Source organism: Sphingobacterium sp. 1.A.4 (assembly GCF_002734245.1).
GTDB lineage: Bacteria > Bacteroidota > Bacteroidia > Sphingobacteriales > Sphingobacteriaceae > Sphingobacterium > Sphingobacterium tenebrionis.
In genome coordinates this window covers 95,388-117,556 of sequence record NZ_PEAZ01000074.1, presented here as the reverse complement: position 1 = coordinate 117,556, position 22,169 = coordinate 95,388, and the positions used below count along the sequence as shown (strand labels likewise).

General features: G+C 37.2%; 16 protein-coding genes. 5 read left to right on the top strand and 11 right to left on the bottom strand.

What is annotated here, in order from left to right:
- Positions 1 to 238 precede the first annotated feature (238 nt).
- The 3 genes from hppD to CRJ00_RS13010 all read left to right on the top strand — a co-directional run bounded on the left by hppD (position 239) and on the right by CRJ00_RS13010 (position 2,844).
- Entirely contained in the window at positions 239 to 1,399 is a 1,161-nt protein-coding gene (hppD, locus tag CRJ00_RS13020) for a 4-hydroxyphenylpyruvate dioxygenase (protein WP_038330954.1), read from the top strand.
- A gap of 60 nt (positions 1,400 to 1,459) precedes the next feature.
- Positions 1,460 to 2,329 (top strand): AraC family transcriptional regulator, encoded by an 870-nt coding sequence (locus CRJ00_RS13015; protein WP_052217468.1) that lies wholly within the window; start codon positions 1,460 to 1,462, stop codon positions 2,327 to 2,329.
- 104 nt (positions 2,330 to 2,433) lie between these two features.
- Positions 2,434 to 2,844 carry an OsmC family peroxiredoxin gene (locus CRJ00_RS13010; protein WP_038330952.1) on the top strand — a complete coding sequence of 137 codons (411 nt, stop codon included), beginning with the start codon at positions 2,434 to 2,436 and terminating at the stop codon, positions 2,842 to 2,844.
- A gap of 247 nt (positions 2,845 to 3,091) precedes the next feature.
- Here the strand turns inward: CRJ00_RS13010 and lpdA (CRJ00_RS13005) are convergent, their stop codons facing one another.
- The 9 genes from lpdA (CRJ00_RS13005) to CRJ00_RS12965 all read right to left on the bottom strand — a co-directional run bounded on the left by lpdA (CRJ00_RS13005) (position 3,092) and on the right by CRJ00_RS12965 (position 17,650).
- Positions 3,092 to 4,504 (bottom strand): dihydrolipoyl dehydrogenase, encoded by a 1,413-nt coding sequence (gene lpdA / locus CRJ00_RS13005; RefSeq protein WP_038330950.1) that lies wholly within the window; start codon positions 4,502 to 4,504, stop codon positions 3,092 to 3,094.
- A 119-nt stretch (positions 4,505 to 4,623) separates the two neighbouring features.
- Complete coding sequence (locus CRJ00_RS13000) at positions 4,624 to 6,516, bottom strand: Nramp family divalent metal transporter (RefSeq protein WP_038330947.1); 1,893 nt, start codon at positions 6,514 to 6,516, stop codon at positions 4,624 to 4,626.
- 64 nt (positions 6,517 to 6,580) lie between these two features.
- Positions 6,581 to 8,770 (bottom strand): heavy metal translocating P-type ATPase, encoded by a 2,190-nt coding sequence (locus CRJ00_RS12995; protein WP_052217465.1) that lies wholly within the window; start codon positions 8,768 to 8,770, stop codon positions 6,581 to 6,583.
- A 186-nt stretch (positions 8,771 to 8,956) separates the two neighbouring features.
- Positions 8,957 to 10,360 carry a dihydrolipoyl dehydrogenase gene (lpdA, locus tag CRJ00_RS12990; protein ID WP_038330944.1) on the bottom strand — a complete coding sequence of 468 codons (1,404 nt, stop codon included), beginning with the start codon at positions 10,358 to 10,360 and terminating at the stop codon, positions 8,957 to 8,959.
- Positions 10,361 to 10,379: 19 nt separating this feature from the next.
- Entirely contained in the window at positions 10,380 to 11,708 is a 1,329-nt protein-coding gene (locus tag CRJ00_RS12985; protein WP_083206661.1) for an efflux RND transporter periplasmic adaptor subunit, read from the bottom strand.
- Between the two features lie 5 nt (positions 11,709 to 11,713).
- Positions 11,714 to 16,069 carry a CusA/CzcA family heavy metal efflux RND transporter gene (locus CRJ00_RS12980; RefSeq protein WP_084106824.1) on the bottom strand — a complete coding sequence of 1,452 codons (4,356 nt, stop codon included), beginning with the start codon at positions 16,067 to 16,069 and terminating at the stop codon, positions 11,714 to 11,716.
- A 129-nt stretch (positions 16,070 to 16,198) separates the two neighbouring features.
- The gene (locus tag CRJ00_RS19380; protein ID WP_350320026.1) at positions 16,199 to 16,540 is read right to left on the bottom strand and encodes a DUF6660 family protein; all 342 of its coding nucleotides are present in this window, start codon (positions 16,538 to 16,540) and stop codon (positions 16,199 to 16,201) included.
- 157 nt (positions 16,541 to 16,697) lie between these two features.
- Positions 16,698 to 17,105, bottom strand: a complete 408-nt coding sequence (locus CRJ00_RS12970) for a hypothetical protein (RefSeq protein WP_038330938.1) — start codon at positions 17,103 to 17,105, stop codon at positions 16,698 to 16,700.
- Between the two features lie 95 nt (positions 17,106 to 17,200).
- On the bottom strand, positions 17,201 to 17,650 hold the full coding sequence (locus CRJ00_RS12965; protein ID WP_052217463.1) for a Fur family transcriptional regulator: 450 nt from the start codon (positions 17,648 to 17,650) through the stop codon (positions 17,201 to 17,203).
- A 401-nt stretch (positions 17,651 to 18,051) separates the two neighbouring features.
- Here CRJ00_RS12965 and istA point away from each other — a divergent pair, with 401 nt between their 5' ends.
- A complete protein-coding gene (gene istA, locus CRJ00_RS12960) occupies positions 18,052 to 19,476 on the top strand; it encodes an IS21 family transposase (protein ID WP_180268491.1) in 1,425 nt (474 codons plus the stop codon).
- Between the two features lie 11 nt (positions 19,477 to 19,487).
- Positions 19,488 to 20,312 carry an IS21-like element helper ATPase IstB gene (gene istB / locus CRJ00_RS12955; RefSeq protein ID WP_084106828.1) on the top strand — a complete coding sequence of 275 codons (825 nt, stop codon included), beginning with the start codon at positions 19,488 to 19,490 and terminating at the stop codon, positions 20,310 to 20,312.
- Here the strand turns inward: istB and CRJ00_RS12950 are convergent.
- Both CRJ00_RS12950 and CRJ00_RS12945 read right to left on the bottom strand, forming a co-directional pair.
- Complete coding sequence (locus CRJ00_RS12950; protein WP_052217460.1) at positions 20,291 to 20,791, bottom strand: DUF2652 domain-containing protein; 501 nt, start codon at positions 20,789 to 20,791, stop codon at positions 20,291 to 20,293. The two genes, istB and CRJ00_RS12950, sit on opposite strands and share 22 nt — an antisense overlap.
- A gap of 64 nt (positions 20,792 to 20,855) precedes the next feature.
- Entirely contained in the window at positions 20,856 to 22,151 is a 1,296-nt protein-coding gene (locus tag CRJ00_RS12945; protein WP_038330936.1) for a TolC family protein, read from the bottom strand.
- Positions 22,152 to 22,169: the final 18 nt, after the last annotated feature.

The following is a 22,169-nucleotide window of genomic DNA, read 5'->3' as shown; positions in this document are numbered from 1 at the left end:
CCACTTGTAATATTTCTGGTTTGTTTTATGACTTTTACTGATTATAATGTTTGTTATAAATAAGTGAAATAAATTTACCAAAGAATAACACTAACTAATTATAAAATGTCTATCAAAACCTTTCTTTCGGTTTTGCATCGTGCTATGTTATAGCTGGGATACAAGTTCTAAATACAACTACACTTCATCCAGTGTACACAAATCATGTATCAAAATCATATTATAAAAATAAAAAACAATGACAAATAAATTAAAAAGCGTTGAATACGGTTTAGAAAAAATATTTGAAGGAGCACAAGACTTTCTTCCACTATTAGGAACTGATTATGTAGAATTTTATGTAGGTAATGCTCTTCAGGCAGCGCATTATTACAAAACGGCTTATGGATTCCAATCTGAAGCTTATGCAGGATTAGAGACCGGAGTAAAAGACAAGGTATCCTATGTGGTAAAACAAGACAAGATCCGTATTGTATTGACCACTGCACTTAACTCTTCTTCTCCAATCGGGGAACACGTGAAAAAACATGGAGACGGAATAAAAGTAGTTGCTTTATGGGTGGAGGATGCCAAAAGTGCATTTGAAGAAACTACCAAACGTGGAGCTAAGCCATTTATGGAGCCTACCGTTACTAAAGATGAAAATGGAGAAGCAATACAAGCGGGTGTTTTTGTATATGGTGAAACGGTTTTTATGTTTACAGAACGTAAAAATTACAAAGGAATCTTTTTACCTGGATTTACGAAATGGGAATCAGACTATAATCCGGAACCTGTTGGTCTGAAATTTATTGATCATATGGTTGGAAATGTAGGATGGAACGAAATGGATACATGGGTAAAATGGTTTGAAGATGTAATGGGATTTGTTAATTTCTTATCTTTTGACGATAAACAGGTTTCTACTGAATATTCTGCCCTAATGTCAAAAGTTATGGCAAATGGTAATGGAAGAATTAAGTTCCCGATTAACGAGCCTGCTGAAGGTAAAAAGCGTTCTCAAATAGAAGAGTACTTGGATTTTTATGAAGACGCCGGTGTACAGCATTTAGCTTTGGCTACCGATGATATTATTAAAACGGTAGAAGAAATGAAAAAAAGAGGTGTAGAGTTCCTATCCGTTCCGCCACAGGCATATTATGATGCTATACCGGATCGCATCAAAGCTCATGCCGACAATTTCAAGGAAGATTTAAATGAATTGCAAAAACTGGGAATTCTGATAGATGCTGACGAAGAAGGTTATTTGTTACAGATATTTACAAAACCTATTCAGGATAGGCCTACATTCTTTTTCGAAATTATTCAAAGAATGGGAGCTAGAGGTTTTGGTGCAGGAAACTTCAAGGCTCTTTTTGAATCAATTGAAAGAGAACAGGAACGCAGAGGTACCTTGTAATGTATAATGTGTAATTTTAGTTTAATATATACAAAGCCCTAAAAAAACAGGGCTTTGTTATTGGGACAAACGTTGGAACAAATATTCATAGATAGAGAAAAAATGGATGCCGGATTAAATAAAAACCAATCGATAGGATATCTGGATTTTGATGATAAATCTGGAAATAGGATAAATAGCAATACGCTGCTGGAAGATTACTATAAAATCATTTATATGGAGAAAAACGGTAGCATTATTGTGGATTTCGTAGAGTACAGCTTTACAGAAAACGTCTTGCTTTTCTTCAGTATTGGTCAGCATTTTCAAATATCCAAGGAATCTAGAGGAAGTATTATTTATTTCAATCCTGATTTTTATTGCATAGCTTTCCATGATAAAGAGCTTGCCTGTGACGGGCTCCTTTTTGATAATGTATTCGAGATGCCTTATCTAAATTTGTCGACGAATCTGGACATACTTTTCTTAAAACTAATCTCGTCTATAAAAAGAGAAATTAATCAAAAAGATTTTTGGGCTGAAGAAATGATAAAAACATACATCAAACAAATAATCATTTCAGCAACCAGAACTTTAATAAAATCAAATAATGACAGTCAAATCATTTCATATGATAAGGAGTTAGCCAGAAAATTCAGTCAATTGGTCGAGCTTCATTATCGAAAGCACCATAATGTCTCTGACTATGCAAATATGCTGAATATCACACCTAAAAACCTCAATAAAAAAATTGTATCTGAAAAACAGGTAGCACCAAGCATCATTATTAAGCAAAGAATTATTCTTCAGGCTAAAAGGTTACTTGCCAATACAACCTTAAGCATTAAAGAAATTGCTGATTATCTCGGGTATGAAGACTACTCCTATTTTGTGCGATTTTTCAAATCTCAAACGGGTCTACCACCCCTTTCTTTCCGAAACGGTCTTTAAAGAGTTCGTTGAAGGAAAAAAGTCCTATTAAGAATGAAGTATATGCATTGATGACACGTTTTTTAGATAGTACTTTTGTCAAGTAATTTAAAACAAATTTAAAAATGAAAGCAAAAGTAACAGCTAAGTGGCAAGGTAATTTTAAAAATGGAAGCGGTAATTTCGATGCGGCACATTCAGCCATTGGAAGCAGTGTTTTTAAACACAATAAATCTGAAGGAGAAAATACCGCTACAAATCCAGAAGAATTGATGGCCGCAGCACACGCTGCCTGTTATACAATGACGTTAAACTATATACTTACAAGCAAAGGGATTGAGGCAGAATCTTTAGAAACATCTTGTACAATAACAGCAACCAGCTTCGATATTACGAACTCTGATTTGGTGCTAAATGCAAAAATATCAGGCTTGAATGAAGAAGAATTTTTAAACTATGCTGAACAAGCAAAAGCTATGTGTCCGGTAGGAAAAGCTTATAAATTAGAGGTTTCACTAGTAGCTACACTAAATTAAGACTAATTTCGTTTATTCTTATTAAAAAAGTCACGTTTTATATTCCGTGACTTTTTTAATAATTGAATTAATAGATAGAAGAAAGGCAGATGAAAATATCTGCCTTCTTAAAAATTACCAAATCTGAATTTTAGATCTTTATCAACAATCCGAGAAGTGAAGACAGTAACAGTACGCACTTCCAACAGTTTAGTCTGTTTTTCATAATCAATCAATTTAAAGATAAATGTAAAATAGTATTTTGTATTTATAGATGTATTGCCTCACCTAAGGCATCTTCAATAGCATCTTTTATGGCTTCACTCATAGTTGGATGTGGAAAGATAGTATCCAATTGCTCGTGCCATGTTGTTTCCAATTTACGCGCAGTTGTGGTTTGAGCTATCAACTCCGTTACATTATAGCCAATCATATGCGTACCAATCCATTCTCCATACTTGGCATCAAAAATCACTTTTACAAAACCATCAGTAGCACCTACTGCACTCGCTTTACCACTTGCCATCAATGGAAATTTGCCTACTTTAATATCCATTCCCGCCTCACGTGCCTGCTTTTCGGTAAGACCAACTGAAGCAATTTCAGGTCCGGTGTAGGTACATGCTGGCATATTTCCGTAATCTAAAGGCGTTGGTTGATGGTCGTATTTACTTTCTTTAAAAGCTATAGCTTCGGCACAAATTACAGCTTCTTTCATCGCTTTGTGAGCCAATGCAGGGCCAGGAATAATATCGCCGATTGCATATATATTATCTATATTGGTTTTACACCCTTCATCTACCAGCACTTTTCCACGCTCTGTTTTAATCCCTAACTCTTCAATACCAATATTTTCAAGATTTGTTACAATGCCTACAGCACTTAACAGTATATCCGCTTCCAATACCTGTTCGCCACTACCATCCGTCTTTTTAATTGTAGCTTTTACTCCCGTAGCTGAAACATCTGCTTTTTCTACAGAAGCATTGGTAATTATTTCAATTCCTTTTTTCTTAAATGATTTTTCCAATTCTTTCGAAATATCTTCATCTTCCACAGGAACAATACGAGGCAAGTATTCCACTACAGTCACTTTAGTACCTATACTGTTATAGAAATAGGCAAATTCTACACCTATCGCTCCACTTCCCACAATGATAATGGATTTGGGTTGTTCAGGTAATACCATTGCCTCACGATAGCCAATGATTTTTTTGCCATCTATTGGAAGATTTGGCAATTCTCTAGCTCGTGCACCTGTAGCAAGAACGATGTATTTTGCCTGATAAGTTGCTGTTTTTCCGTCTGATACTTTAACAGTTATTTCATTTTTGGAGATAACTTTACCAACACCGCTAATGACATCAATTTTATTCTTTCTCATCAGAAACTGAACGCCTTTACTCATTTTGTCAGCAACACCGCGGCTTCGTTTTATAATGGCAGCAAAATCTGCAGAATACCCATCTACCTTTGCTCCATAGTTTTCTGCATGAGCAAGATATTCAAATACTTCTGCGGATTTCATTAAAGCCTTTGCAGGAATACACCCCCAGTTTAAGCAAATTCCTCCTAGGCTTTCCCTTTCTACAATGGCTGTTTTAAGCCCCAATTGTGAAGCTCTAATAGCTGCTACATAGCCTCCTGGACCACTTCCTAAAATAATTACATCATATGTCATAGCATTACTTTTTACGGTTAAACCTTATTAAATCTTTCTTTAAAGCTATTTAAAATAACATTTACGATTATTGTACGATTTTTTGTTTAATTTATGATTTTTACTGATTTCTGATCTTTCTAATTGTCTTTTATTGCTGGAATAACCAGTACTGGGATTTTTACTAAATGGCGTACTTGATTTATCGTTGCACCATACAATAGATCTTTTAATCCTTTATGCCCATGTGCACCCATTACAATAAGCTCTGCCCCGGATTTATTTACAATCTCTCCAATGCTGTCGGCTGTTTTTCCAAAACCAAGCTTTGCTTCTGCATGATAGCCTTGTTGTTGTAGTTGTTTTACATATTCGTCCAAAAATTCGCGATCTTTTACCGTTTCTTCATCTGTACTATCTTGAAGATGGGAGGCAGAGGCAACACTTTCTACAACGTGTATAAGTGTATAGGTACAATCTTTTCCACCTTGTGTAATAGCATAGTTGATAACCTTTTGGTCAAGTTGTTTGAAATCGACAGTAATGGCAATTTTATTAAATGAAGCATAAAATTTTAATTGCAAAGGTTCAGGTTTATCATGCGGTGTTATTTCACAAAACGCTTTTCTGCTAAACAAAGGATATAATGTGGTATATACCAACAAGATCATAAAACCAATCCCACCCAAAATGATTAATCCTTTCCAGACTATATTACCTGAAGTAGCAAAGAAAGTGATAGCCTCTTCTACCAATAGTTTGGAGTTGAGATATACCAGTACGATGGTTATAATCCAAGCCGCTATTTTTATTACGGGCTTGATGGCAAATTTGCCCATTGTCTTTTTATCGCTCACAAAATGGATAAGAGGAATGACCGCAAAACCTAATTGCATACTTAACACTACCTGGCTGAAGATAAGCAGGCTATCGACATTACCTTCACCATTAATGAGAATTACCAAAGCCGCTGGAACTATGGCAAGTAACCTTGTGATAAGTCTTCGCAACAAAGGGTTCATTCGAAAGCGTAGATAACCTTCCATTACTATTTGTCCGGCAAGCGTACCCGTAATGGTACTGCTTTGTCCGGCAGCAATCAAAGCTACAGCAAATAGTTTTGCTGTAAAATCGCTTCCGAGGTGCTGTGGCAATAATTCATAAGCCTGCTTTAGCTCTGCCACGTCGGAACGTCCGGTTTTATAAAAAACTGTAGCGGCAAGAATTAATATAGCTGCATTTACAAGCAATGCCATATTTAGAGCAATGGCACTATCCCAAAAATTGAGCTTAATTGCTTTTTTGATACTGGCATCATCACGATTAAATTTACGTGTCTGCACCAGTGCAGAGTGTAGGTATAAATTATGTGGCATTACCGTTGCACCGATAATACCGATAGCAATGTACAATGCAGTATCATTCTGTATATGTGGTATCAGTCCTGTTGCAATTTCATCTACATTAGGGTCAGCTACCCATATTTGTACAAGAAACGACATTCCTATAACGAATATCAAACCGATGATAAAGGCTTCGAGCTTGCGCATTCCCCATTTTTGCAAAGTCATCAACAGTAATGTATCCAAGGCTGTAATAGCAACACCCCAAATCAAAGGCATTCCCGTGAGCAACTGTAAACCAATTGCCATCCCCAATATTTCTGCAAGGTCTGTCGCAACAATAGCGACTTCAGCAAGTATATATAATACAAAATTGACCTTCTTAGGATAAGTTTCCCGGTTTGCTTGAGCCAAATCTCTATTTCGAACGATCCCTAACCTTGCAGACAAGCTTTGTAGCAACAAGCCCATAATACTACTCATTACTAAAACCCAGAGTAATGAGTAGCCAAATTGGCTACCACCGGCCAAGCCTGTTGCCCAGTTGCCCGGATCCATATATCCAACACTGACAAGATAAGCCGGTCCAAAAAAAGCCAAAACTCTTCGCCAGCGAGATTGACCAGGAACAGTCGTGTCTACAGAATTATGTACTTCGCTTAATGAAGATTGTGATTGTTTTTTAGCCATTTCACAAATATTTTTAGGATAAAAAAACTGCCGCAAGATTTCTTGCGGCAGTCTAGCTTCTTAGTTAGAACTTCATCTTTTGAATTCGAACCGCATTTAGAATAGCTAATAAAGCTACACCTACATCTGCAAATACGGCTTCCCACATGGTAGCCAGCCCGCCTGCACCAAGAATAAGAACAACTGCTTTAACCCCGAAGGCTAAAATAATATTCTGCCAAACAATTTTCTTGGTCTGCTTACCGATGTTAATAGCCATTGGAATTCTAGACGGCATATCATCCTGAATGACAACATCAGCAGTTTCAATAGCGGCATCACTACCTAATCCTCCCATTGCAATCCCAGCATCACTCAACGCAATAACAGGCGCATCATTTACACCGTCTCCAACAAAAGCTACACTGCCATTTCTGGATTTTATTTCTTTAACCTTACTTACTTTGTCTTCCGGTAATAAATCTCCGTAGGCACTATCAATCCCCAATTGTCCAGCTACATGTTCGACTACAGCGCTCTTGTCTCCACTTAGCATAACTGCTCTTACACCCATACTACGCAACTTGTCTATTGTAATCTTAGCATCTACCTTAATACTATCGGAAATGGTCAAATAACCCACGAATTTTCCGCCATATGCTATTGCAATTACGGTATAAACAATATTTGCGGTATCAGCATCATGGTTAATATTAAACTTATCTAATAATTTGAAGTTACCTACCAGTAATTCTTTACCATTTACAGTCGCTTTTAAACCATGACCGGCTATTTCCTCGGTATTTTCTAGCTTGATATTATTATCTATTTCACCGACATAATTATAGATAGCTGTCGCAACAGGATGTGTGCTATGGCTTTCTATCGCGTTTACCAAATTCAGAATTTCAGTTTTGTCAAATTCAGGTTTTAAAATCACTTCCTGAACCTTAAAAACACCTTCTGTCATTGTTCCTGTTTTATCCATCACCACATTCTTAACACTGGCTAGAATGTCAAGATAATTGGATCCTTTAAACAAGATTCCATTGCGACTCGCAGCTCCTATACCTCCAAAATAACCTAGTGGAATAGAAATAACCAAGGCACAAGGACAGGAAATAACAAGAAATACTAAAGCACGATACAACCATTCACTGAACACATACTCGGAAACAAACAATGCTGGTAACAATGCAATTCCGATAGCAAGGAAAGTAACAATAGGTGTATATACTTTTGCAAATTTTCGAATGAATAATTCGGTAGGTGCTTTTTGTGCAGTTGCATCCTGAACCATTTCCAGAATCTTACTCAGTTTACTGTCCGTGTAAGCTGTTGTAACTTTTATCTGACTAACTGTATTCAAATTAATCATTCCTGCCAGTACCGTTTCACCTTTTGATTTGGTATCCGGCTTACTTTCTCCTGTTAAGGCAGCCGTGTTAAAAGATCCCGTTTCTGACTCCAATTCACCATCTAATCCTACTTTTTCTCCAGGCTTTAGCTGGATAATATCACCAATATTCGCATCTTCTGCTTGAATAATGGTTGCTTTTCCGTCCTTTAAAACAGTAACTTCGTCAGGTCTTTGGTCTAATAGTGCTTTGATATTGCCTTTTGCCCTTGATACAGCCAGTGTTTGAAACACTTCACCTACGGCGTAAAACAACATTACTGCAACACCTTCTGGATATTCCCCAATAGCGAATGCACCAATAGTGGCTATACTCATTAGGAAAAACTCTGAAAAGAAATCTTTGTAACGAATACTTTCAATCGCTTCTTTAATAACAGGTAAACCTACTGGAATATAAGCAACTACATACCAAATAATCCTTACCCAACCCGTAAACCAAGTTTGTGGAAAGTAATTATCAAAACCAATGGCTACCAATAGCAATACCAATGAAATGATTGCCGGAGTAAACAACTGAAGAGCTGTTTTATCTTCTAAATCGTGGCTATGGTCGTGCCCGTCGCCATCGCTATGATCGTGTCCGCCTTTTTTCTTTCCGTGATTGTGTCCGCTGTGGTCATGATCGTCGTGGCTACCGTGATCGTGTCCATCACCATCGCCATGATCGTGTCCACTATGGTCGTGATCGTCGTGATTGACATCTTTCAACAAATCTGCCGCACCGGCATTTTTATAAATTTTTTCTGTTTTCACACAACACAACTGATTACCTTGAGTATCATATTTATGTTTGTGCGGTTTTTTACCCGTAAGATCCAGGCCACCATCATCGGTGCTGCAACATATTTTTGACATAATTATTATTTTTTTAGTAAACTGTATTAGTAGTCGTTTTTAACTAATTCCTATTTGTACAGCAAAATTATAATCTAAATTTGGGAACCTGGTTGCAAATACAAAACTGCTTTTCAGACTCCCCGAAAAACTGATACAAGCCTTAATTTGCTACTAAAAAAACATTAAGGCTTGTAGAATTTTCATTTAAATATGAATAGCTATCTTATCAACATCAAGGCAAGCTTCACGCAAGTTTTCATAATACGTTGGATGCCCGTGCGAAATGCGTGCAATATCTTCTGCTGAAGCTCTGAATGCCATTGCTACAGTCGGTTCACCTATTAAATCAGAGGCTCTTTCACCAATAATGTGAAAACCTAAAATTTCATCCGTTTCCGCATCTGTCAAGACTTTTGCAATACCCTCTGTTTTACCACTTGTGATAGCTCTTCCTGATGCAGAAAAAGGAAATTGTCCTACTTTGTAATTTTTCCCTTCAGTTTTCAGCTCTTCTTCGGTTTTCCCTACACTTGAAACTTCAGGACTGGTATAAACAATTCCAGGAATTAAATTATAATCAATGTGAGGTTTTTGCCCAGCGATGATTTCTGCCACATAAACACCTTCTTCAGACGCTTTGTGAGCAAGCATAGGTCCTACAACAACATCACCGATGGCATAGATTCCTTTTACATTGGTTTCAAGATTGCTATCGGTGGCAACCTGTCCGCGTGGAGTCAATTCAACTCCAACATTTTCCAAACCTAAACCTGTTGTATAAGGTTTTCTACCTATTGCCATTAGACAATAATCCCCTTCAATTGCTACGGTATTACCGTTTTTATCTTCGGCAGTAACGGTTACATTATCACCATTATTGGTTGCTCCGGTAACTTTATGATTTAGCAAAAATTCAAAACCTAAATTCTTTTTTAAAGATTTTTGAAGTTCGACTCCCATTTTTTTGTCCATACTCGGAAGTATTCCTCCTGTATATTCAAGTACGGTTACTTTGCTTCCTAATCTTGCGTAAACCGAACCTAATTCCATTCCGATTACACCACCACCAACTACAATAAGATGTTTCGGAATTTCTTTTAAAACCAACGCTTCGGTAGAACTGATGATTCTTTTTTTATCAATGTCAATTCCCGGAAGCGAAGCGGGCTTAGAGCCCGTCGCTATAATGATATTTTTACCGGTAATTGTTTTTTCTTCGTTTTCGGATTTCAGAAGAATGGTGTTTTTATCCACAAAAGATCCCGTTGCCTGAAATACTTCAACCTTATTCTTCTTCATCAGATAACTTACACCGCCGTTTATTTTAGAAACAACATCTGCTTTTCTGGCAATCATTTTTTCCAAATCAACTTGCAAATTATCAACAGAGATCCCATGAACATTTACGTTATCCTTGATTTCATGGTACCGCTCAGAACTGTCTAACATTGCTTTTGAAGGAATACATCCTACATTTAGACAAGTTCCTCCAAGTACTGCATATTTTTCGATAATAGCTGTTTTTAAGCCTAATTGAGCACAACGGATTGCGGTTACATAGCCACCTGGTCCAGATCCGATAATGATTACATCAAAATTATTTTTCATGATTTTTTTTTAAATTATGTTAATGGCTATGACCACCTGTATTACTAAGCTTAGCATTAATAAAAAAAGCACCTTTAGTTACAATCTGAGCATTTTGTGGAATCTCTTTAACCGGAGTAATAGCTGTATATCCCATGTTTGAAGTACCCTTTGCTACTTCAATTTTTTCAAAATTCAATTTCTGTGCTGCTTGGGTAGCATGCTCAGAAGCTTCTTTTTCATTTTTATGCCCATGTGTTGCTTCTCCTTCATCATGACCATGACCATGATCGTCATGACCTCCCTCATTATGTTCTTCCGGTTCCTTATCTGTCTTAATAAATATGTAGTATTTACCATCCGCTTCCACAATTGCCTCATTTGGAACAGCAGAAGTCAACACATCATCAAGACTTACGAGCCCAGTGATATTCATTCCATCTATTAAACCTGATTTGTCTCCAATAATTTCACTATGAACAGCAATTGATTTACTTTCTCCACTAAAAGATGATCCTATAGTAGTTACTTTAGCGGCATAGCTTTTTTGCGGATTATTAGTAATAGTGAAGTTAATTTTCTGTCCTACCTTGATTAATGGAAGATCTTTTTCAAAAACCTGTAAATCTAAATGAATAGAGCTATTATTAATAATTTCAACAATAGGCGAGGAAACGTCCACATAACTTCCAATTTTTGCAAATACATCACTGATGGTACCATCAATTGGACTTGTTACCGTTAGACTTGAACGAAAATTATTATTAGCAATATTGTTGGGGTTAATTCCCATCATCTGAATTTGTTGCTGTAATGAAGCTTTTCTAGCTTTTAGAGTACTTAATTCTGCAGTAGCATTTTGTAAGTTCTTTTTAGCTCCTGCATTTCCTTCGTTCAACTCTCTCTGACGCTCTAACTCTTGTTCTGCAAACGTTATTCTGCTTTGGATGGAAGAGTATTCTTCTTGTAACTGAACAAACTGAGGGTTAGAGATAGTTGCAATCACCTGACCTTTTCTTACATAATCACCAAGTTCAACAGTTAAGGTTTTAATAACTCCACCAAACAAGGAAGTTGCATTAGCTTTGCTCTTATTCGGAACCCGAAGTTTACCGATGGCTTTTAAAGATGCCGTTAGAGACTTTTGCTCAATACTTCCTAATTCAATTCCTGCCGTCTTTATCTGGTCTTCAGTTAACGTTGCTATATTTTCAGCCTCTTCTGAGTGACTTTCTTTTGATGATTCTTGGGAAGTAGAGTGGTCATGTCCATCTCCTTCTTTATGCTCTTTACCTCCACATGATATCAAAAATAAGGATGCTAGAATAATACTTAACACCGATGTTACTTTTATTATATTGACTTTCATTTTGTTTATTTATTTGTTAATGAATAGATAACAATCACAGATTCATTTATTTGCTGTATACTTTTAAGATAGTTTAAATAGGTATCAGTAGCTGTTTGAACGGCATACAGATATTCTACATAAGAAAGGTCTCCTGTGCTATATCCCAAACGTGAAGCATTTATAATTTCTTCTGCATTCGGAATTGCCTGTTCAATAAAATAATTAAACTGACTCACATTTTGCTCATATTGAGTCATGGCATTTTTCATTTCTGTTTTCAAAACATTTTCCTGCCATTGCGCATTCATTTCTGCAGATTCTTTTTGAATTTCCAACGAACGAACCCTTGATCTTGTGGTTGTAAAAATTGGAATAGAAATTCCTACATCGACAAATCCAAATCTTTGACCTCTTCCATAAAACTTTTCTACACCATTTTTGCTATGTTCACCAATCAATGAGATATTGCTGTAACCTAAAGTAAAGTCTGGCAATCCATTCGCTCTTTCTACCTTTTTACTTTTTTCAGCAACAAGTGCTTCTTGATACAGAGATTGAATACTTGGATGATTCCTAACAGCATCATTATCTATTATGTCACTTATAAATACAGGCTTATATTCTAGTGCTTTTTCGATGGTGAAATCCTCCTCAATCTGCATTAGATTTTTTAAATTCAGGTATGCATTTTTTCTTAATACCTCATTTTGTTGAGCAAGAAGGTTGATTTCACCTCGTTTAGTGTTTGCTGTACTTACATCAATTTTACCAATATCACCAGTCTTATATCGCAAGTTAGCTACTCTTATAAAATCAAGATAAATGCTATCAAGGTATTGAAGTTTTTTAGCATTATTTTCAAGATACTCCAACTGATAATAATAGGTACGTACTTGCTTCTTTAATTCATTTTCTGAAAGAGCCTTTGCCCATTCTTTGCTTTTAATTTCTTCTTTAATAAGATCCTTTTTTGCTCCAAATAGTGTGGGAAAAGGAATGTTTTGAGAAATCATAACTCCATCATTATATTCAAATCCTTCGTTATTTCCGTATTGAATATTTAGTTCGGTTTTCGGTAATTCATAAGCTGTTCGTTTCAGACTTTCAGCTGCCCTTACGTCTAAATCTTTAGATTTAATTCCTGAATTATTTTCTAATGCAATTCGGACAGCTTTATCTGCGGAAATATCTTGTGCTTGAATATTTTGTGAGAGACCTAAAAATATGCCCAATAATATTATTGGAGTTATCGATTTAATTTTATTATTATTCATTGCTTTATTTGTTTTCATAAATACCAAATACAGTAGCGGAAGAACAAAGAGTGTTAATGCTGTAGCTGAAATCAGCCCGCCAATTACTACGGTAGCAAGAGGTTTTTGTACTTCAGCTCCCGCACTGGTACTTAAAGCCATAGGAAGAAAACCTAAACTGGCAACAGATGCCGTCATTAGAACAGGACGTAACCTTGTTTTGGTTCCTTCAATTACCCGTGCAACTATGTCATCCCAACCTTCTTTTTCTAACCTATTGAATGTTGCTATAAGTACGATTCCGTTTAGTACCGCCACACCGAACAAAGCAATAAAACCAACTCCGGCTGAAATACTAAATGGCATATCTCTCAACAACAATGCAAATACTCCACCTATGGCACTCATAGGTATTGCAGCATATACAAGTGCCGCTTCTTTAAGTGAACGGAATGTAAAGTAAAGAAGTACAAATATTAGAAGAAGTGAGATCGGCACTGCGATGAGTAAACGATCGCTTGCTTTTTGTAAATTTTCAAATTGACCACCATACGTTACATAGTAGCCGCTCGGAAGTTTCACTTCTTGAGCGAGTTTGTCTTGAATATCTTTCACCACACTTGCAACATCTCTTCCCTGAACGTTAAAGCCAACATATATACGACGTTTTCCGTCTTCACGGCTTATTTGTGCTGGACCTAATTTATAGTTGACATCAGCTACTTGAGAAAGCGGAATTTGTTCTCCACTAGGCGTTGGTATGAATAGATTACTTACATCTTCTATAGAGGTTCTGTGCTCATTGTCCAGACGAACTACCAGATCAAATTTTCGCTCATTTTCATATACTACACCTGCTGCTTTTCCTGCAAAGGCAGTACTCACAATGTCATTAATATCTTGAATTTTTAAACCATAGTTGGCAATTCTCGCCCGATCATAATCAATGTTGATTTGAGGGAGTCCATCCACTCTTTCTACTTGTGGCGCAGTCGCTCCCGGAATTGTCTGTACTATAGTATTAACTTTATTAGCATACACCAATAGAGAATCCAGATTTTCTCCAAAAATTTTCACTGCCACATCCTGACGAATCCCCGTCATTAATTCATTGAATCTCATCTGAATAGGCTGATTAGCTTCAAAGAAAACCCCTGGGATACTTTCTAGTTTTTCCATCATTTCGTTTGAAAGCTCATCATAAGATTTTTTTTCTTTCCATTCTTTTTGTGGCTTAAGAATGACCATTAAATCTGTAGCCTCCGGAGGCATCGGATCAGTAGGTATCTCACCGGCACCTGTTTTTCCTACCACCATTTTAACTTCGTCAAATTCTTTCAGAATTCGAGACGCTTGCATAGATGTCTCCAAACTTTGACTTAAAGAAGTCCCTTGAGGTAGAATACAATGCATTGCAAAATCTCCTTCACCTAGTTTCGGTAAGAATTCACCACCCATTCGGGAAAATAAGAATAAGCTGATTGCAAATAAACCTACCGCTGATCCTATCACTACATATTTTAATCTAATAGCTTTTTCTAAAAGGGGCTGATACACTTTGTTTAAGAAATCCATCATTTTATCTGACAGGTTCTTTTTTGTGATAGGTTTCTTTGACAAGAACAGTGCACTCATCATAGGGATATAGGTGAATGAAAGAATTAAAGCTCCAATAATTGCAAAACTGACTGTTTGAGCCATTGGTGTAAACATTTTTCCTTCGATCCCTACTAATGTTAATATTGGGATGTATACAATAAGAATGATGATTTCTCCGAAAGCCGCACTTGTACGTATTTTTCTTGCAGAATCGAACACTTCTTCATCCATTTCTCCCTGTGTAAGTCTCTTATTTGATTTTCTAAGCCCTAGATGATGCATTGTTGCTTCCACTACAATCAAAGAACCATCCACAATCAAACCAAAGTCTATAGCTCCTAAACTCATCAGATTGGCACTCACTCCAAACAATCTCATCATACCTAATGCAAATAGCATTGACAAAGGAATAGCAGAAGCGACAATTAAACCAGCTCTTAAATTACCTAGAAACAGAATTAAGACAAAAATTACAATTAAAGCTCCCTCTATAAGATTTTTCTCAACCGTATCTATGGCACGTCCAACAAGGTCTGTTCTGTCGAGATAAGGTTCGATAACGATATCGTCTGGTAGAGATTGTTGTATTGTCGGAATTTTCTCCTTAATACGTTCTACCACTTTGGCACTGTTTTCTCCTTTGAGCATCATGACGATTCCTCCCACAGCATCTACCTCTCCGTTGTAGGTGAGCGCACCGTAACGAATGGCATTACCAAAACGTACTTCTGCTACATCTTTTACCAGTATAGGAACTCCTGAAATATTCTTTACAACAATATTCCCTACATCTTCAAGTGTGTTTACCAAACCTACACCTCTAATAAAATATGCATTGGGTTTCTTGTCAATATATGCACCTCCTGTATTTTGGTTATTAGTTTCCAATGCAGAAAATATTTCGGAAATACTCACATCCATAGCTCTTAAACGATCTGGATTGACAGAAACTTCATATTGCTTCAGCAGCCCTCCAAAGCTATTGATTTCAGCAATTCCTGGTGTTCCATATAGTTGACGAGCAACAATCCAATCTTGCATTGTTCTCAGATCCATAGCGGTATATTTGTCTTCGCTACCTTTTTTAGGATGTAGTATATACTGATACACTTCACCTAAGCCAGTGCTAACAGGGGATAGTTCCGGTGTGCCTACACCCTCAGGAATTTGCTCCTCAGCTTCTTTCAATTTCTCATTAACTAGTTGTCTAGCAAAGTAGATGTCTACTTCATCCTTAAAAACAACGGTAACGACTGAAAGTCCAAAACGGGAAATACTTCGTATCTCTTCCACATCAGGAAGATTGACAATACTTTGCTCTACTGGAAATGTAACTAATTGTTCAACTTCCTGCCCCGCTAGAGTAGGACATAGAGTTATAACTTGTACCTGATTATTTGTAATATCAGGCTGGGCATCTATAGGAAGTTTTGTAGCACTCCATACGCCCCATATTATCAGCAGCAAAGTCATTACTCCAATAATGAGCTTATTCTTGATACTGAATTTAATTATGTTATCTAACATTTTTGATTAGTATTAATATTTAAAGTATATACGATTTCTATCATTTAAAATGATAGTACAATAATTTTTACTGACGCACACGAAGAAATATTCTTCACAAGCGCAAGAGAAAAGACTAGTAATTACTTTTTAAACATTAATCTTTGGCGGTTGCCATATGCTCCCGGAGTATTGGGAATAGAGATTTACATTTCTAAGAGAAACCTTTTGTTTAGCGTTCAATTTAAGTTTTGGGGATACTACTTCGGTTATGTTGAAATCCGAAATAGCTACAGTAATGGTTCCACAACATTGGCAAGAACAAAAAGGACTACAAAAATCTTTGTGTTCCGTTTTATGATTATCTTCATGTGATAGTCCAATTTCTACTAACTGGTTGTTATTTGCTGTACATTCATACAAAGCGTCTGTGCAGGGAAGTATTGACATCCCTAACATATAAACACTGAATATAAATACAAATATTTTCACCTCTCTAATTTTAAACTTTAATTGATTGATAATCCATCCAATAAGTCGGTACAAACTTACAAAAAATATAATAGCACTCAACTTAACAAATAAGTTATTTTTCTCATGAATGAAATCTATAAAAGATTATGTAATTAGCAATTTATTTAAAATAAATTTAGTCATTTAACACCTCTTTCATTATAAAGCAGCCTGTATATCTATCATCTATCATTACAAGAATCACCTTTTCATTGATATGATTCAAGCTTTCATCATAATAAAAATCGTAACATTTCATCAATTCAAGATTTCCAATAATTACTTCATGATTATCAATAAAACCTTTAATTCCTCCTTGTATTTCTTCAACTTTTTCAATTCTATAGTCTGATAATTGTACAGATGGCAACACTTTAAAAATAGCTCTTGCTATAGGGTGTGATGACATAGATTGAAGTATTGATGTATAGGTATACATTGTTTCTTTTTCAGAAACTACACATTCAATTTTTTTTACCTCAAAATCTGGGTTATCTACGTAACCTGATTTTATTTTCGAGTTATTATTATATCTATTTTCCATATCTATATTATGAATTTTTACACAACAAAATTAGCTGTAGTATTTGGGAACCTGGTTGCAAATGCAAAACAGCCATATTTACATATGGCTGTTTTTTAAAATGCGGTTTTATTTGGAGTTATTTGTTTCTTAAAAAATCTCGAACACTCATTACACATTCCCTTCATTACAAAATTTATACTTTCCAATAAAAAACTATCTGGCAGCTGAATCGGTGGAATAGCAATACTTTCAAGACAAAAAGTATTCTTACAGCGGTTACAGTTGAAATGTACATGTAGGTCACCTACATTGCACATACATGAATCACTACAAATTGAATATTTCATTGAGCCGGAACCATCATCGATCGTATGAATGAGTAAGTTGTCATGAAAAAGGGTCAAGGTCCTAAAAATAGTAGATTTATTTACCGTCTCTAGTTCCGTTTCCAAATCGGTCAGGCTAAATGCTTTTTTAAATTCAGACATTGTCTGAAAAATTAATAATCTAACTGATGTTGGTTTTATACTTCTTTTTTCTAACCTTTCTTCTAAACTTTTCATCTTGCTTTTATGGATTAAATGAGCTAATAAATCCAATGTAAAAGTATAGAAGTCGATTTTATTCCATCTTGTAATATTCTTTGATAGATTTACGAGATTTACTGGTTACTGTATTATAAATAGTGAATGTAGCCTATTTCGGGCAAATATTTACAGTCTTCGCAATTATCGTATTCTAATGTTGATTGCTCAGGTTGCTCAAAATTGGCTTGTAAAAAAGCATTTGAAAACAAAGCATAAGGGGGATATTCTGCAATATGGTTTTTAAGCATTTTGTGTGCTTCTGTTAATTCGCATATAAATACCCCCAGCAATTCGCATTAAAATGCCACCACCTTAAACAATTAAGGTTTTACTTGTTGAGAGTATAATAAACTCTCAGCGTTATGTATAAAGTGGCTATGTACAATACGATAAAAACACTTTTGGAACACGGCAAATCTTTGCGGGAGATCTCAAGGGAACTTGGGATGTGCCGCAAGACCGTTTCGCGTATCCAAAAAGCGCTGCTGAATGGAGATTCAGCTCCGAGGCAGCAGTCCCGTTCCAGTGGTCTTGAGGTATTTCATGAACAGATCGAGCATTATCTGGCCAGTGGACTTTCGGCACTGCTGATCCACCAGAAATTGATCCAGCAGCATGGGCTTACCCTGTCTTATTCGAGTGTCGCCCGTTACATTGGTAAATTCAAGCGGGCAGAATGTTTTGTTCCGCTGCACAGCCTTCCTGGTGAAGAGGCACAGGTCGACTTCGGCTACTTTGGTGAGTTCCGCAGGAATGGCCGTGGTGTTAAGGTCTGGGTGTTCAGTATGGTACTCAGCCATAGCAGGCAATCCTATTATAAGGTTGTTACCAGTCAACAGGTCCGGGAGTTCCTGGACTGCCACATCAGTGCTTTTGAATATTTTGGGGGTGTCCCAAAAATGGTCAAGCTGGACAACCTGCGCTCGGGTGTAACCAAGGTAGATCTCTACGAACCCACCCTACAGGCACAGTATGCGGAATTTCTCAGTTATTATCATTGTGCGGGTATTGCCTGCAGACCCCGCCGGCCAACAGACAAAGGTAAAGTAGAGTCTTCCATAAAATATGTCAGGAACAACTTTCTGAAAGCCTTTGAAAGCAAAATCTATGAGGACCTGATCTGTGGTCTGCGCGTATGGAATGATGAAATATGCAATAAACGTGTCCACGGCACCACCAGGCGCAGGCCTCATGATATCTTTCTTGAATCGGAGAAAGCTGCGCTGCAGCCCCTGCCTTCCAGACGTTTCCAGATACAGGATGTCAGCCACCGCAGGGTAAACCGTATGGGACATGTCGCCTATAAGCAGAATTATTATTCGGTTCCGGCTGACTATATGGGCATGAATGTAAGGCTGGAGAGTAACGGTACGATACTTCGCATCTATGACAGCTCACGACAGATCGCCATGCACCAACTATCCGACAGCATAGGCATGTTTGTCAGTCTTGCGGCGCACCGCCCCAGGGAAAAGAGAATGGTCAGCAAGGAAGAATACCGTGAAATGATGGGGCAGATAGGTCCAAATGCGTACACTCTGTTTGATCGACTTGTGGAAGAAGTGCCGACGCACTGGGGCAAGATGACCCAGGGTATACTTGCGCTGAGAAAGCGCTTCACTTTGGGCCAGATAGAAAGATCATGTGCACGCGCACTGCACTTTCACGCCATAAGCTACCAACAGGTCAAACGGATATGCGAGAATGCGATGTACGACCTGCCCCGGGAAGATGTGCTGACAATGGGCTTCTCGGACGAATTTCAGCACGAACTCAGTTATTATGACACTCTTACAAATTAATGGATATAAATATGGAAAATCTAAAAACACAGCTCCGCACTCTTAAACTCGCGGCCATCTGTCAGAACCTCGAGCTGCGTAACAGGTACGCGCTACAGCACAAGATCGGTTACATTGAATTTCTTGAGCTTCTGGTGGAGGATGAAATGGCCAACAGGCAGACCAACGGATATATAAATAAGCTCAGGGAATCAAAACTCGACACGCAGAAGGTATTGGACTGTTATGATTTCAGCTATCAGCCCCAGGTTGACAAAAGGCAGATCTATGATCTGGCCAGCTGCCGGTTCATAGACCAGAAACATAATGTGGTATTCATGGGGAAACCGGGGGTCGGAAAAACGCACCTGGCCCATGCAATCGGGCTGGAAGCTGTAAAAAAAGGTAAGCGGGTACTTTTCATCCATACCAATGAAATGGTCGAAAAGCTATATTCCTCCCGTGCGGACGGATCCTATGCTGCGACCATCCAGAAGTTCCTAAAACCGGACCTGCTGATACTGGACGAACTGGGCTTCAAAAAAATGCCGCAGTACAGCATGGAAGACTTCTTTGAGATCATCAGAAAAAGATACGAAAACGGTTCAATGATCATTACCACAAATAGGAACTTTGAAGACTGGGGGACACTTTTCGGGGACAAAGTAATCGCATCGGCGATAATAGACCGCATAGTGCACCATGCCACAATCGTCAAACTAAATGGAAACAGTTACCGTATAAAGAACCTCCTGGAACTGAACGGAATGTTTGAAGACGACCCTAAGGAAAAATCAAAAAGGGGAAGACCCAAAAAGTCAGAAGATCAAGAAAATTATGAAAATAATAATGAATAGAATAATGGTTTTTTTTGTGAAATTAGTGGGGGCATTCTGATGCGAACTAGTGGAGGCATTCTAATGCGAAGTGACACTTCTACGACTGGTGCACCATAAAGTTTCTCAAATTTTCCGATTTTGTACTGGGTAAATTCACCGTAATGGACTATTGTCTTTAAAGAAAGAGGTATTTCGATCGCTAACTGTTGAGATAAGCGTTGTAATTCCTTCTGAAAATTACCGTAGATAAGCTCTATCTGCACTAATGTCTCTTCAAATGTTGGCATGTTTTGGTATTTATAAAAAAGAATGGCATCGCCTTCAATTTCAGAAATTTCAAAACACAGAATATTACTGTCCATTATTACTTTAAGTAAATTTTCTATTATATATTTTCCAACAAACATATTCGACTTGACTACAAAATCTGTAAAGCCTGAAATATCCGGTATCATCAATACACCTTTTGGGTTATCAGTATGCTGTTCTTGTATCATTTTATCATAATTTCAATTTTAAAAATGTAGAGGCATATTGAGCCTCTACATTAATTGTTAATGATTACTGTTTTATTTGTCCGATGGCTTTGTGATAAACAGCTTCAGCAATTTTGTATCTTACTTTTGCATCCAGCATACTGCTGTACGCACGCTGCCAAAGTGTTTCTGCTATCAATACATCTTCTCCAGTGATAGTTCCTGCTTGAAAACGATCATTACTTAATTTTAGATTTTCATCCGCTTCAATTAGTGAAGCCTGCATTAAATCTATATTGTTTGCCTGCAGTTGAAGGTTAAGTGTTGCTTGCTCTATCTCCACATTAATCTGGCTTTGAAGTTCTTTCAATCCATATTCTGCCGAACGTATGTTAGCTTCCTGTTGCTTTACTTTCTCTCGTTTACTTCCCCAATCGAATACGGGAATTTTTACGCTTAACATTCCGAAATAAGTAAGCATACTGTTTTTGGTTGGATCTCCAAAATTAATACCTTCTTTTCCAAATGCAGCCATTCCGTTAAGTGATAAACCAACTGTCGGTTTTAGATCGGCTCTGAGCATATTCTTTGTAAGTTCACTCATTTTTATGGCACTTGTGGCTAAGTCTACTTCAGGACGATGTGCTTGTGTGCTTTGTAACATCTCATGGTTTCTAAATTCATCGTCACTCAACGTACCAACTACATCAATATCCGTTTGTTCTATTCCAGTTAGCTGGATTAATCTTTTTTTAGCCACTATGAGTTTGTTCTCAGCCGCCTGTAATCGAGCTTCATTTTCATTTTGAAGTACTTTTGCCCGAAGCACATCATTTTTATAAATAATACCTGCCTGGAATTGATTATTTAAAAAAGTATAATGGGAAGCTAATTGCTTTTTGACCTGTTGCTCCATCTTTATTTCTTCTTTAGCCTGTACAACAATCCAATAAGCGGTTTCAGTAGCTAACAATACATCGTCTTCGACCAATCTCTGTTGAGCGATACTCATCTCTATATTGGTTTCCGCCATTTGCTTACCGTACTTAATCTTTCCTCCTGTATAAATTGGTTGAGTAACACTTACCATTGGGGCGAAACCGTACTCAGGAAGCATTGTATTTAAAGGCTCACCAAAGTAAAATGCAGTTGCAGAAGCATCTATTTTGGGTTTTGCCGTTACGTCTGCTATTTGTTTCTCTGATCTGGAAGCAGTTACGTCTTCTCTGGCTTTACCAATCCTGTGATTGTTTTTCAATGCAAGCTCTTTACTTTCTGCAAGGCTCAATTGCTGTTGGGCAAACAGGTTATCTGTTCCCTGTAAAACAGCAAGAGCACATACAAAAGCTTTTACGAATGTTTTATATTTTCTTTGTAACATGATTTATTTTTTTGTCAA